General features: G+C 60.1%; 6 protein-coding genes and 1 pseudogene. 5 read left to right on the forward strand and 2 right to left on the reverse strand.

Annotated features, from left to right (window positions below; genetic code table 11):
• Positions 1-96: 96 nt before the first annotated feature.
• Entirely contained in the window at positions 97-2,532 is a 2,436-nt protein-coding gene (locus tag PCPL58_RS23515; protein WP_065350562.1) for a Lon protease family protein, read from the reverse strand.
• Positions 2,533-2,808: 276 nt separating this feature from the next.
• On the opposite strand from PCPL58_RS23515, the gene PCPL58_RS23520 reads away from it, so the two are divergent.
• The 4 genes from PCPL58_RS23520 to PCPL58_RS23535 all read left to right on the forward strand — a co-directional run bounded on the left by PCPL58_RS23520 (position 2,809) and on the right by PCPL58_RS23535 (position 6,271).
• Complete coding sequence (locus PCPL58_RS23520) at positions 2,809-3,297, forward strand: DUF3015 domain-containing protein (protein WP_002555221.1); 489 nt, start codon at positions 2,809-2,811, stop codon at positions 3,295-3,297.
• A gap of 62 nt (positions 3,298-3,359) precedes the next feature.
• A complete protein-coding gene (locus tag PCPL58_RS23525) occupies positions 3,360-5,213 on the forward strand; it encodes an Lnb N-terminal periplasmic domain-containing protein (RefSeq protein WP_065350563.1) in 1,854 nt (617 codons plus the stop codon).
• Positions 5,214-5,346: 133 nt separating this feature from the next.
• On the forward strand, positions 5,347-5,700 hold the full coding sequence (locus PCPL58_RS23530; RefSeq protein ID WP_065350564.1) for a lipoprotein: 354 nt from the start codon (positions 5,347-5,349) through the stop codon (positions 5,698-5,700).
• Positions 5,701-5,773: 73 nt separating this feature from the next.
• Positions 5,774-6,271: a GreA/GreB family elongation factor gene (locus tag PCPL58_RS23535; protein WP_003368688.1), complete on the forward strand. Its 498-nt coding sequence runs from the start codon at positions 5,774-5,776 to the stop codon at positions 6,269-6,271.
• A gap of 60 nt (positions 6,272-6,331) precedes the next feature.
• Here the strand turns inward: PCPL58_RS23535 and ettA are convergent, their stop codons facing one another.
• Positions 6,332-7,996, reverse strand: a complete 1,665-nt coding sequence (gene ettA, locus PCPL58_RS23540) for an energy-dependent translational throttle protein EttA (protein ID WP_003368689.1) — start codon at positions 7,994-7,996, stop codon at positions 6,332-6,334.
• A 1,241-nt stretch (positions 7,997-9,237) separates the two neighbouring features.
• Between ettA and PCPL58_RS23545 the strand changes: the two are divergent.
• A pseudogene (locus PCPL58_RS23545) lies at positions 9,238-12,216 on the forward strand (sensor domain-containing protein); the annotation flags it as partial.
• Positions 12,217-12,226 lie beyond the last annotated feature (10 nt).

Raw genomic sequence — 12,226 nt, forward strand, 5'->3', positions numbered from 1 at the left:
TGCGATCACCTCAAGACTAGAAGAAAACCGCTCTGCGAGAAACTATCCCTGATGAACGGAGCACCGGGCGGCCCTCACCGCCCGGCTCCTGCGCTGTCAGACCTTGAGTTCAGGCTGCAACTGCGCAGGCTCCTTTTCCAGCTCTTCCTTGAGGTCTTCATCACTGAGCATCTCTGCGATATCGCGCAGACGCTCCACGACGCGTGCATTGACGCTGCCCTCAGGGAATTCGCCATGCTCGTCAGGCGCACCGGCAGGTTCGCCCACCAGCAGGCTCAGCGCCTCATCGGCCTGACGTACGGCATAGATGTGGAATTGCCCGGCACGAACAGCCTGCACCACGCGCTCGTCAAGCATCAGCGTGGTGACGTTGGCGTGCGGGATGATCGCGCCCTGCTCGCCAGTCAGCCCACGTGCTTCGCAGAGACGGAAGAAGCCCTCGATCTTTTCATTGACCCCGCCCACCGCCTGAACTTCACCAAACTGGTTGATGGAACCGGTAATCGCGAAGCACTGCTTGAGTGGCGTGCGTGACAGCGCCGAGATCAGCGTGCAGACCTCGCCAAGCGACGCACTGTCGCCATCCACGTAACCGTAGGACTGCTCGAGCGCGATACTTGCGGAAATCGCCAGCGGAAATTCCTGGGCATAACGGCTGCCAAGGTAGCCGGTGAGGATCATCACGCCCTTGGAGTGGATCGGCTGGCCAAGATTGACCTCGCGCTCGATGTCGACAATCCCGCTGCCGCCCGGGTACACCGTGGCGGAAATGCGCGCGGGCACGCCGAAGGCCGAGTCGCCGACCTCCAGCACCGTCAGGCCGTTGCATTTGCCGACGGCCGCGCCGTCAGTGTCGATCAGAATCACACCAGCCATCATGTCATCGAGAATCCGCGCCGAGACCCGCCCGGTACGGGTGGCCTTGGCCTTGAGCGCACGTTCGATATGCCCGGCGTCGGTCTTGTCGTCGTTGGCCAGCTGGCGGATGAAATCGGCCTCGCTGACCAATTGGAACAGGTCACCGATACGCGCCGACAAACGCCCTTGATGCTCGGCCAAACGGGCGCTGTAAGTCGCCAGTCGTGCCACCGCATCGGCGGTCAGCGGCGCCATGCCCTCTTCCGAGGTCCGGGTCTTGAGTAGCTGAGCGAATTGCTCGAGCGTCTCGTCGACCATCGGAATCTCTTCGTCAAAGTCGACCAGCACCCGGAACATCTCCTGGAAGTCAGGATCGAGGTCTTGCAGGGTGTAATACAGCGAGCGGGAACCGATGATGATGATTTTGACGTTCCACGGGATCACCTGCGGCGTCAGGCTCACGGTTGCAACGCGGCCGAGCTCGCCCAGCGGCGACTCCATCTTCAGCTTGCGCGATTGCAGGGTACGCTTGAGCGCATTCCAGACGAACGGCTCGCCCAGCATCTTCTCGGCTTCCAGAATCAGGAAACCGCCGTTGGCACGATGCAGCGCGCCGGGGCGCAGTTGCCGGTACGTGGTGTACAGCGCGCCCTGATCGGTGCTGTATTCGATGCGCCCGAACAGGTTGTCGTAGGTGGGGTGCTGTTCGAAAACCACCGGCGCACCGCCATCACGAGTATGCCCGACCACCAGACTCGGGCTGTATTGCTCTTCCAGCAGCTTGCGCGCCTGAGCGTCGGTCTTGGCGTCATCGACCAACTGCTCGACCAGAGTCTTGAGCAGGTAAACCTGCATGGCCTGCAGGTAGGCGCAGACCGCAGCGTTCTCGGCGTACTTTTCAGAAAGCGGTGCCAGCAAGGGCTGCAGGGTCAGGGTGATGGTCTCTTCATTCAACTGACGCAGCTGATTGTTGGACTCGCGCTTCCACTGCGGCAGGCTGGCCAGTTCTTCGTTGAGACGCTCCTCGAGCGCGGAGATATCTTCGTGGAAGCGCTCGCGATCCGCTTCGGGCAACTGGGAAAACTCGGCCTCATCCAGCGCCTTGCCATCGGCCATCGGCGTGAACGCGATGTTGGAGCTGTCGCGATACAGCGCGATGTCCTTTTCCAGCGACAGGCGCTCGATGACGTCCAGGGCGCGGTCATAGCGCTGATTGAACGCACGGTCGATCGAGCTTTTCTTCTGCTGATACGACGGGTGCTCGAAAACCGCCGGGAAGGTCACCAGCAGGTTGTCGATCAGGCCACCGATGTCGGCGGTGAACTCATGGGCAGTGCCAGGTGGCAGCTCCAGCGCCTTTGGCTCGCGGGGCTCGTCGAAGTTGTTGACGTAGACCCAGTCAGACGGCGTCTGCATCCGTTTGCCTTCGGCCTTGAGATAGCGTTTTACGAACGAAAAGCGCCCGGTGCCGGGCTCGCCCATGACAAACACGTTGTAACCGGGGCGCGGCATCGCAACGCCGAACTGCAGGGCCTCTACGGCTCTCTCCTGGCCAAGGACACCGCGAAAGGGTTCGAGCTCGTGGGTGGTCGCAAAGCTGAACTGCTCAGCGGAAAACGGACGGGTCAGCGCGTTGGGCGCCAGGCGTAGGTTGGCTGCGACAGAATCGGGCATCAGTAATCCTTACATCAGGCGGGGCAGATGTCGGCATTCTGGCGCTCGCTGTGCACGACTTGCAAGGCAGGAAAGAGCCGAAAAGCATTTGCGTGTGTAGCGTCACCCGCCGCGTTCTGAAAAAAGCCGTTTTCAAGTAATAATCTGTAATCCCTCACGGAACCCTTGGAACCTGCCTAAACTCCAAACTGCACAGGTGGCTGCTGGCTGACCATCTGTCTTGATGTGACAACTCAAGAAACTCGACCCTTGGCTGAACTAAAAAGAGAAAAAGCTATGAAACGGATTCTTCTTGGAACGCTCTTCGCCGCTGTATCGATCAACGCTATGGCTCAAGCACCAGGCGGTCCTGACTGCGGTTGGGGCAACATGCTGTTTGAAGGCCAACGCGGTACTCCAGCTCACTTCCTCGCTTCGACCACCAACGGTACATCGGGTAACGCCACCTTCGGCATGACCTCCGGCACCAACGGCTGCTCGACCAACGGCGCGCTGACTTATGGCGGTAAATCCTGGCTTGCCATGAACGGCATGATGGATGAACTCTCCAAAGACATGGCCATGGGTCAGGGCGAAGCACTGACTACCTACGCTGTGGTACTGGGCGTTGCACCAGAAGACCGCGAGCACTTTGCCGCCGTCACTCACGAGCACTTCTCGCAAATCTTCAGCAAGGCCGACGCCACTGCCGAAGACGTTCACACCAACACCGTCAATGTTCTGAAAAACGATCCGACTCTGGCCAAGTACGCTACCCAGGCTTAAAGTCGTTCGCCCGCCCTTTCTTCGCAAAGGGCGGGATCCCCTTTTCTGACTAGTTGCCCTCTATGCTCAAACGTCTTGTATCGCTGGCGCTGTTCGTCTGTGCCCCCTTGTCTGCGGCACCTCATGCCAGCGCTGACCGTTTGCAGCAATTGGCCAATGAGCCGTTCTGGATTTCCCTGGGTCACTACGAAGCCGGCAAGCTCGGTGACTGGCGCAGCTATGTCACAGACCCGAAATTCTTTCTCGCCGCCAACGGTGCACACGACCCGCAGGCAGAGCTGAGCGCGACACTCGACGCTATTTACGCACCGGTCAGCAACGAGCAGACTCACGCCCAGTGCGTATACCCGGCACGCACCCGCTGGCTGCGTGACCAGTTGCACCTGACTGACCTGCCGACACCGGACTGTAAGGAATTCAAGGCCTGGTACAAGGATGTGGCCCCGGACAGCACGGTGCTGATTTTCCCGGCCGCTTACCTCAACAGCCCCTCGTCGATGTTTGGCCATACGCTGCTGCGCATCGATCCGGCCAGCGCGAAAACCAATAACACCACCTTGCTGAGCTACGCGATCAACTTCGGTGCCTATATCGAAGGCATGGACAACAGCATTCTGTACGCGTGGAAAGGTCTGGCAGGCGGCTACCCGGGGTTGTTTGCGCTGGTGCCGTATCAGGAAAAACTGTCGGAATACCGCAGCCTGGAAAACCGTGACCTGTGGGAATACCGCCTGAACCTGAATGCGGAAGAAACCGGGCGCATGGTCGAGCATGTCTGGGAGCTGAAACAGATCCGTTTCAGTTATTTCTTCTTCGACGAAAACTGCTCCTACCGGCTGCTGGAATTGCTGCAGGTCGCCCGACCGGGCCTGAAGCTTACCGATCAGTTTGGCCTGACCGCGATCCCGACCGATACGGTCAAGGCGATCAAGGCCGCCGGGCTGGTGGAGAAGATCGACTATCGCCCGTCACGCGAACGCGAGTTGCTGAGCCGCGCCGAACCGCTCGATGCAGACGAGCAACAGTGGGTATTGAAGGTCAGCGCCGATCAGAAACAACTGCACAACAGCGAGTACCTCGCACAGCCCAAAGAACGCCGCGCGTTGATTCAGGACGCTGCCTATCGTCTGGAGCGCTATCGCGCCAACGGTCTTGAGCGCGATACACAACGCTCGCAACGCAGCTTCGAGCTGTTGCAGGCGATCAATCAGAACCCACCGCCACAGCTGGACATCCCGCGCCCCGGCCTGCCGGAAGAAGGCCATGAATCACGTACCTGGCAGTTGGGTGCGGGCACACGCGGTGACAAGGCGTTCGCTGAATATGGTCTGCGCATGGCCTATCACGACCTGAACGACAATGCCTACGGTTTCCCGCTGGGTGCGCAGATCGAGATTCTTCAGCTCAAGGTGCGTCAATACGAAGGCAATGACTGGCAGGTGCAACAACTGGACCTGGCCACCATCCGCTCACTGACCCCGCGCACCGAACTGCTGAAACCCTGGTCATGGCAAGTCACCGGGGGTCTGGAGCGGGTTCTCGGCAAGCACGGCGACGAAAACCTCGTCAGCCACGTCAACGGTGGTGGCGGCGGCACCTGGCAGCTGGCCGACGACATGCTCGGCTTTGCACTGGGCACCGTGCGAGTCGAGCACAATAACGATTTCGCCGAATTCATCTCTCCCGCCGCAGGCTTTAACACCGGCGTGCTGTGGCGCAACCCGCTGGGCAACCTGAGCCTGGAAGCCAAGGGCGACTATTTCACCAATGGCGAAGTGCGCCGCAGCGTCAGCCTCAACCAGCAATGGGAGCTGTCGCGCAACCTTGGTCTGCGCCTGAGCGCCCAGCGCGAATTCAGCCAGATGAGCTCGCCGCAGAACGAGGTGATGCTTGAGGTGAAGTGGTATCACTACTGACCGGATCAGTGTCAATGGCCGGCAGTGTGCCTGGAAAAAACCGGCACACTGCTATTACACGTTCCCTACATCGCTTTTACGAATAACTCACAAATTACCTTCTAGACTCCTCTCATAAGCAGAGGGAATCACCATGAAGCGGTATTGGCTGTTTTTGTCGCTGGCCATCGTGCTGGCGGGTTGTCAGTCCACCCGTGACCAGATGCTGGCCGAGGGTTATCCGCCGGGTTTTGCAGACGGCTATCAGGACGGTTGCAGCAGCGGCAGGGACGCAGCAGGTGCCACTACCGGCCAATTTCGCAAGAACGTGCCCCGCTATCTGAAGGACAAGCTCTACGCCCAGGGCTGGACCGATGGCTTTCGTCAGTGCGAAACCTCGCAGGACAATCGCGACCGGCTCGACCCCGGCCAGGTCTTCAATGAGCGTGACCGTGCCTGGGAGCAGGAAAAAACCCGCAGCGCGGCCAAGGCCTATCGTCCCAACTGATCAGGCATCGGTGCAATCCGACGAAACCAATGATGTCCTGCTGCGGCCTAAAGCCTATTAGGGAGGACTCTTCATGAGCCGCGCATTCGTAAACGAAGACAACGCTGCAGCCGAGGCCGAGCAACCGGTCGAGCGGCTGGTCAGTACACAGATCAACTACGTCACGGCCGAAGGCCTGACCTTGTTGAAGAAACACGTCAATAGCCTGCAGGCGCAGCACAGCGCGCAAACCGCGTTGGGCGAAGCGGCGGACAAGCAGCGATTGGCCGACCTGGAACGCGACCTGCGTTACTTCAATCAGCGACTGCAAAGCGCGCAGGTCGTCGCCCCGGCTGTGTCGACCGAGAAGGTGCAGATCGGCAGCTGGGTGACGTTCGCGGATGAACAGGATAACCAGCAGCGCGTGCATCTGGTCGGAGAGGATCAGGCCGATGCAGCCAACGGGCTGATCAATTGGGGATCGCCACTGGGCCGCGCCCTGATCGGCGCGCAGAAAGGCGATGAAGTATTGTGGCAGCGCCCGGCGGGCGATCAATCGATTGAAGTGCTGCTGATCGAACCTGACGCGTGAGTCAGGCCAGCCAACGGCAGCGCCGCTCCTTGCAAGGAGCGGCGCGTGCCTGAGCGCTGATCAGGCCAGCTTTTTGTGACGCACACGATGCGGCTGAGCAGCTGCTTCGCCCAGACGCTTCTTGCGATCCGCTTCATACTCGGTGTAGTTACCTTCAAAGAAGATCGCTTGCGAATCGTCTTCGTACGCCAGGATGTGCGTGGCTACACGGTCAAGGAACCATCGATCGTGAGAGATCACAATGGCAGCGCCCGGGAAGTCCAGCAGCGCTTCTTCCAGTGAACGCAGGGTTTCCACGTCGAGGTCGTTGGACGGTTCGTCGAGCAGCAGCACGTTGCCGCCCTCTTTCAGGGTCAGCGCCAGGTGCAGACGACCACGCTCACCACCGGACAGGTCCTTGACAAACTTCTGCTGATCGCCGCCCTTGAAGTTGAAGCGACCGACGTAGGTGCGCGACGGAATCTCATAGTTACCGATACGGATCACATCGGAACCGTCGGATACCGCCTGGAATACCGACTTGCTGCCGTCCAGGTCATCACGGCTCTGGTCCACGCAGGCCAGTTGTACGGTTTCACCGACTTCGATGCTGCCCGAATCCGGCTGCTCCTTGCCCATCAGCATGCGGAACAGGGTCGACTTACCGGCACCGTTACCGCCGATCACGCCAACGATGGCGCCTTTGGGCATGGAGAACGACAGGTTGTCGATCAGCACGCGGTCGCCATAGCCCTTGGTGACGTTCTTGAACTCGATAACCTTGTCACCCAGGCGCGGACCGGCCGGGATGTAGATCTCGTTGGTCTCGCTGCGCTTCTGGAACTCCTGCGACTGCATCTCTTCGAAGCGTTGCAGACGCGCCTTGGATTTGGACTGACGCGCCTTGGCACCCTTGCGAACCCACTCCAGCTCGTCTTTCATGGCCTTTTCGTGAGCGGTCTGCTGCTTGGATTCCTGCGCCAGACGGTCGGACTTGGCTTCAAGCCAGCCGGAATAGTTGCCTTCGTAAGGAATGCCCGCGCCGCGGTCGAGTTCCAGAATCCAGCCAGCCACGTTGTCCAGGAAGTAACGGTCGTGCGTGATCGCAACCACAGTTCCCGGGAAGTCGTGGAGGAAGTGCTCCAGCCAGGCGACAGAGTCGGCATCCAGGTGGTTGGTCGGTTCGTCGAGGAGCAGCATGTCCGGGGCGGAAAGCAGCAGGCGGCACAGCGCGACACGGCGCTTCTCACCACCGGAAAGGACCGAAACCTTCGCATCCCAGGCCGGCAGGCGCAGCGCATCGGCGGCGACTTCCAGCTGGCGCTCCAGGTTATGGCCATCGCTGGCCTGCAGGATGGCTTCGAGCTTGGCCTGCTCGGCCGCCAGCTTGTCGAAATCAGCGTCCGGCTCGGCGTACTCGGCGTAGACCTGATCGAGACGCGCCTGTGCGTCCTTGATCACGCTGACCGCCTCTTCCACGACCTCACGGACCGTCTTGTTCGGGTCAAGTTGTGGCTCCTGCGGCAGATAACCCACATTGAGCTCCGGCATCGGACGCGCTTCGCCATCAAACTCGGTGTCGACACCCGCCATGATTTTCAACAGCGTGGATTTACCCGAACCGTTGAGGCCCAGCACACCGATCTTGGCACCGGGAAAGAATGACAGAGAGATGTTTTTCAGGATTTCACGCTTCGGCGGCACAACTTTGCTCAGCCGATGCATGGTGTAGACGTATTGAGCCATGAAATGAAAACCTAGCGTCTGTAATGAGGACCGATTTGGGTAACGAGCTTAAAGCTCCGGCCGGAAAAAAGCTTTTATTTGTCCTTGAGACTTGCCGCGAGACCGTTCCGAGCCTTGAATAAACTCAGTGCTAAACCTGTCGGGGCAGTACTGGCAAATATAAAGCCTGATCGATATTGCAAAAAGTGGAGTCACTCATGCAGGAGTCGGTGGATACCACGCGTTGCGCAAAGCTACCCGAATGCGTCGTGCAGGGCAAACGATACGGCCCAATGGGGCTGGCACTTTGCCACAACTAAAGGCATGCTAGCCGCCCTCTTTGAGCGACCCTCCTATTTTACATAAAGCACCACTGCTTCAATCCAGCAGTCAGGAACAGCGATTTGCCCACTTTAACGCCTCTGTCGTCATCCAGTCTCGCTCCAGACAGTGCGACCAGGTCTTTGCGTGGGTCAGTGAAAGGCATGCTGGCGGGCCTGGTTCTGGTGGTGCTTGCCCTGTTGCTCTGGCAACTGATCGAGCAGTTCCACCAGACCCAGGAACGTCAGCGTCAGCGCAGTCTGGAGTACAGCGTCCAACTGTCCGACCGGATGAGTCTGAACATGGCGCTCAAGGCGCAGATCGCCATGAACCTGCTGGACGAGGCACTATCCGCCGGGGAGCGACTGGAGCAGTCGACCACGCTGGTGAACCTGCGCACTGCCCTGCCCGCGCTGCGCAGCGTCGCTCGCCTGAACCGGGAGGGTGAAATTGTCAATGACAGCGCCGAGGCCTCGCGCGACAGTGAGTTTCTTGAACAGGCCATGAAACAGGCGCGAGGTCGCCCCTACTTCTATACCGGCTCGGAAGACGGCAACCAGATTTATATACTGATTCGCCTGGGCAACGGCGTGAGCGGCGATTACTGGGCATTGCGCGTGGCCCCCGAAGCCTTGAAGGAACTTGCCAGCCAGCCGGCTCAGGACTTTCAGCACCTGTGGCGTCTTGAACAGCGCAAGACGCAGCGGGTCATTCTCCATGAACCGGTGCCCGCCAACGAAGCGGAGAGTGGCCTGTCCGATACCATTCTGCTTCAACCACTGAGCAATAGTGACTGGCAACTGCGGGGGCTGTTCGACACCTACAAGGCGCGCAGCAAACTGCTCGCGCCACTGATCGGCAAGTGCCTGATCGGCCTGCTGCTGTCGATCCTGCCGCTGATCGCGCTGATGAGCCTGCGCAGGCGCCAGCGCCAGATGCTGCAGAGCCGACGCCGCTATCGGGATATCTTCGAGGGCGCGGGCGTCGCCATCTGTGTCATGGACATGTCCGGCCTTCAGGAGCAACTTGAAGCACTCGAGGTCAGCACCGGCGAGGACTTCGAGCGCCTGCTCAAAAGCCAGCCAGCCGCTCTGAAACGCCTTTTGCAGCAATTGCGCATCAGCGAACTCAATGAAGTCGCCCTGAGCCTGCTGGACATCGAGCACCGCGAACAGGCATGGCAACCGTTGATCGAGGGCGAGTCGCGCTCGCGTCCGGGCGTCGGCATTCCGATCATCCAAGCGGTGCTTTCCGGACAGCCACGACTGGAACTGGAAATCTGCCTGACCCGTGCGGGTGGTCATGACCAGCACCTGTGGCTGGTCATGCGCCTGCCCGAGACACGCAGTGACTTCGATGCGGTGATTCTCAGTATTGGCGATATCACCAGCCGCAAACAGGTCGAGCTGTCGTTGCTGGACCGCGAGAGCTTCTGGTCCGACGTGGTACGAACCGTACCGGACCATTTGTACGTTCAGGATGTGCTCAGCCAGCGGGTGATCTACAGCAACCACCACTTTGGCTATACGCTGGGTTACAACAAGTCAGAACTGCACGCCATGGGCGAGTTCTTCTGGGAAGTCCTGCTGCACCCCGACGACGCCCGAAACTATCAGGACATGCGCCTGCGCCAGCGTCACCACGGGCACAATGAATTACTGCAACGCGTGTTGCGCTTTCGGGACCGCGAGAGCAACTGGCGGTCCTTCGACATTCGCGAGCAGGCACTGGCCTGGGACGAAGAAGACCGGGTCACGCGTATCATCGGCATTGCCAAGGACATTACCGAACAGGTCGCGTCCAGCCAGTCGCTGCGTGACAGCGAACAGCGTTACCGCATGCTGGCCGAAAGCATCAGTGATGTGATTTTCTCCACCGACGGCCGGTTGGCAGTCAACTACGTCAGCCCTTCGGTAGAACGTGCGTTGGGCTACAGCGCCGAGTGGATCCTGCAGAACGGCTGGTCCGCCGCCATTGCCAACCCCCAGCAAACAGTCGGTTTTGATGCACTCATGGGCCGCATCGACAAGGTCCTCGACAAACCTCAGGAACTCGCCAGGCTGCGCGAAGAAGTCACCACCAGAATGTTTCTGTTCGACTGCCTGCGTGCCGACGGTCGCAAGATTCCGGTGGAGCTGCGCGTTGTCCTGGTGTGGGGCGAAAACGGCAACTTTGAAGGCATCTTCGGGGTAGGCCGCGACATCAGTCAGCAGCGTCGGGCCTAGAAAGACCTGCGCATGGCTGCCACGGTATTCGAGCATTCCACATCCGCCATCCTGATTACCGACCCCGCCGGCTATATCGTGCAGGCCAACGAGGCCTTTACCCGCGTCAGTGGCTATGAAGTAGCTCAGGTGCTCGATCAGTTGCAGGGCATGCTCACCGTGGAAGCCGAACAGGAAACCCGTCTGCGCCATATCCTCAGGCAACTGAACGGACAAGGCACGTGGGAAGGTGAAATCCGGCTCAAGCGGCGTAACGGCGAACACTATCCGGCCTGGGTCGGCATTACCGCGGTCCTCGACGATGAAGGCGATCTGGCCAGCTACGTGTGCTTCTTCAGCGATATCAGCGAGCGCAAGGCCAGCGAGGACCGTATCCACCGCCTGGCCTACTACGGCGCGCTGACTCATCTGCCCAACCGCACCCTGTTTCAGGATCGTCTGCACTCGGCGCTGCAGCATGCCGAGCGCCAGCAGGCCTGGGTCGTGCTGATGTTCCTCGACCTCGACCGTTTCAAACCGATCAACGATTCCCTGGGCCATGCCGCTGGCGACCGGATGCTGCAGGAAATGGCCACGCGGCTGCTTGCCTGTGTGTCGGTGGATGACACCGTGGCCCGCATGGGCGGGGATGAATTCACCCTGCTGCTGGAACCGGATGAAACCCGTGAAGCCGCGCTGAGCCGCGCCATTCACGTTGCCGAACGCATTCTGACCAGCCTGATCACACCGTTCGTGCTGGAAGGCCGCGAGTTCTTTGTGACCGCCAGTATCGGCATCGCCCTCAGCCCGCAGGACGGCAAGGAACTCAGCCAGTTGATGAAGAACGCCGACACGGCGATGTATCACGCCAAAGAGCGTGGCAAGAACAACTTCCAGTTCTATCAGGCGGACATGAACGCCACCGCGCTGGAGCGTCTGGAGCTGGAAAGCGACTTGCGCCACGCCCTGGAGCAGAAGGAGTTCACCCTCTTCTACCAACCGCAGTTCAGCGGCGACGGCAAACGCCTGACAGGCGCGGAAGCCCTGCTGCGCTGGCGCCATCCACGCCGCGGGCTGGTGCCGCCCAACGACTTCATCCCGGTGCTCGAAGAGCTCGGGCTGGTCGTAGAGGTAGGCGATTGGGTCCTGGCCGAAGCCTGCCGCCAACTCAAACACTGGCATCAGGAAAGGGTTCGCGTGCCCAAGGTGTCGGTCAACATCTCGGCGCGGCAGTTCTCGGACGGCCAGCTCGGCAAGCGCATCGCCCACATACTCGAACAGACCGGCCTGTCACCCGCCTGCCTGGAGCTGGAACTGACCGAAAGCATCCTGATGCGTGAGGTCAACGAGGCCATGCAGATACTCGACGGCCTCAAGAACCTCGGCCTGAGCATCGCTGTCGATGACTTCGGCACCGGCTACTCGTCGCTGAACTACCTCAAACAGTTCCCTATCGACGTGCTGAAGATCGACCGCACCTTCGTCGATGGCCTGCCATCCGGCGAGCAGGACGCCCAGATCGCCCGAGCCATCATCGCCATGGCGCACAGCCTGAACCTCTCGGTGATCGCCGAAGGCGTGGAGACCCATGAGCAACTGGAGTTTCTTCGCGAACACGACTGCGACGAAGTCCAGGGCTACCTGTTCGGCCGCCCGATGCCCCCCGCCCAGTTCGAAGCGCAATTCAGCAATGATGCGCTGTTCATGCTGGATTGAGGGCGAGCTT

It is taken from the genome of Pseudomonas cerasi (assembly GCF_900074915.1).
Taxonomy (GTDB): Bacteria; Pseudomonadota; Gammaproteobacteria; order Pseudomonadales; family Pseudomonadaceae; genus Aquipseudomonas; species Aquipseudomonas cerasi.

Bases quoted from the DNA above. Each gene is read 5' to 3' on its own strand.
- PCPL58_RS23525 (WP_065350563.1), top strand. From the start codon at position 3,360: ATGCTCAAACGTCTTGTATCGCTGGCGCTGTTCGTCTGTGCCCCCTTG.
- PCPL58_RS23530 (WP_065350564.1), top strand. From the start codon at position 5,347: ATGAAGCGGTATTGGCTGTTTTTGTCGCTGGCCATCGTGCTGGCGGGT.
- ettA (WP_003368689.1), bottom strand. From the start codon at position 7,996: ATGGCTCAATACGTCTACACCATGCATCGGCTGAGCAAAGTTGTGCCG.
- PCPL58_RS23520 (WP_002555221.1), top strand. From the start codon at position 2,809: ATGAAACGGATTCTTCTTGGAACGCTCTTCGCCGCTGTATCGATCAAC.
- PCPL58_RS23535 (WP_003368688.1), top strand. From the start codon at position 5,774: ATGAGCCGCGCATTCGTAAACGAAGACAACGCTGCAGCCGAGGCCGAG.
- PCPL58_RS23515 (WP_065350562.1), bottom strand. From the start codon at position 2,532: ATGCCCGATTCTGTCGCAGCCAACCTACGCCTGGCGCCCAACGCGCTG.